Genomic DNA, 1,070 nt, shown 5'->3' with positions numbered 1-1,070 from the left:
AGGTTGTCGCCTGGCATTACCATTTCTACACCTTCTGGTAACTCTACTGCACCAGTGATGTCAGTCGTACGGAAGTAGAACTGTGGACGGTAGCCTTTGAAGAATGGCGTGTGACGACCACCTTCATCTTTGGTCAGTACGTATACTTCTGACTCGAACTTAGTGTGAGGAGTGATTGAACCTGGCTTCGCAAGTACCTGACCACGTTGTACTTCATCACGCTTAGTACCACGAAGAAGAACACCACAGTTCTCACCAGCACGACCTTCGTCAAGAAGCTTACGGAACATCTCTACACCAGTACAGGTAGTAGTCGTCGTGTCTTTGATACCTACGATTTCTACGTCATCACCTACACGGATGATACCGCGCTCTACACGACCCGTTACTACCGTACCACGACCCTGGATTGAGAATACATCTTCGATTGGAAGAATGAAGTCACCGTCAATCGCACGCTCTGGCTCTGGGATGTAAGTGTCTAAGTGATTCGCTAGCTCTAGAATTTTCTCTTCCCACTGAGCTTCGCCGTTCAATGCACCTAGTGCTGAACCTTGAACTACTGGTAAGTCATCACCTGGGAATTCATACTCAGAAAGAAGTTCACGTACTTCCATCTCTACCAGCTCTAGTAACTCTTCGTCATCTACCATGTCACATTTGTTCATGAATACGATGATGTAAGGTACACCTACCTGACGAGAAAGAAGGATGTGCTCACGAGTTTGTGGCATTGGACCGTCGGTCGCCGCTACTACTAAGATCGCGCCGTCCATCTGTGCAGCACCAGTGATCATGTTTTTAACATAATCCGCGTGACCTGGACAGTCTACGTGTGCGTAGTGACGAGTCGCTGTGTCATACTCGATGTGAGAAGTATTGATTGTGATACCACGCTCACGCTCTTCTGGAGCGTTATCGATTTGTGCGAAATCACGAACTTCACCACCGTGAGTCTTCGTTAAAACTGCTGAAATCGCAGCTGTTAGAGTTGTCTTACCGTGGTCAACGTGGCCGATTGTACCTACGTTAACGTGCGGTTTGGAACGTTCAAATTTTGCTTTAGCCAT

Annotated in this window: 1 protein-coding gene; it reads right to left on the bottom strand. The window is 47.6% G+C overall.

Features of this window, described 5'->3' with window-relative positions; translation table 11 throughout:
• The coding region (tuf, locus tag E8M12_RS16230) for an elongation factor Tu (RefSeq protein ID WP_136737317.1) at window positions 1–1,070 on the bottom strand (1,070 nt) is incomplete at its 3' end.

This window comes from Thalassotalea mangrovi, assembly GCF_005116735.1.
GTDB lineage: Bacteria > Pseudomonadota > Gammaproteobacteria > Enterobacterales > Alteromonadaceae > Thalassotalea_A > Thalassotalea_A mangrovi.
Note: the sequence above shows the minus strand (reverse complement) of the source record. Positions and strands in the feature narration are given on the sequence as shown.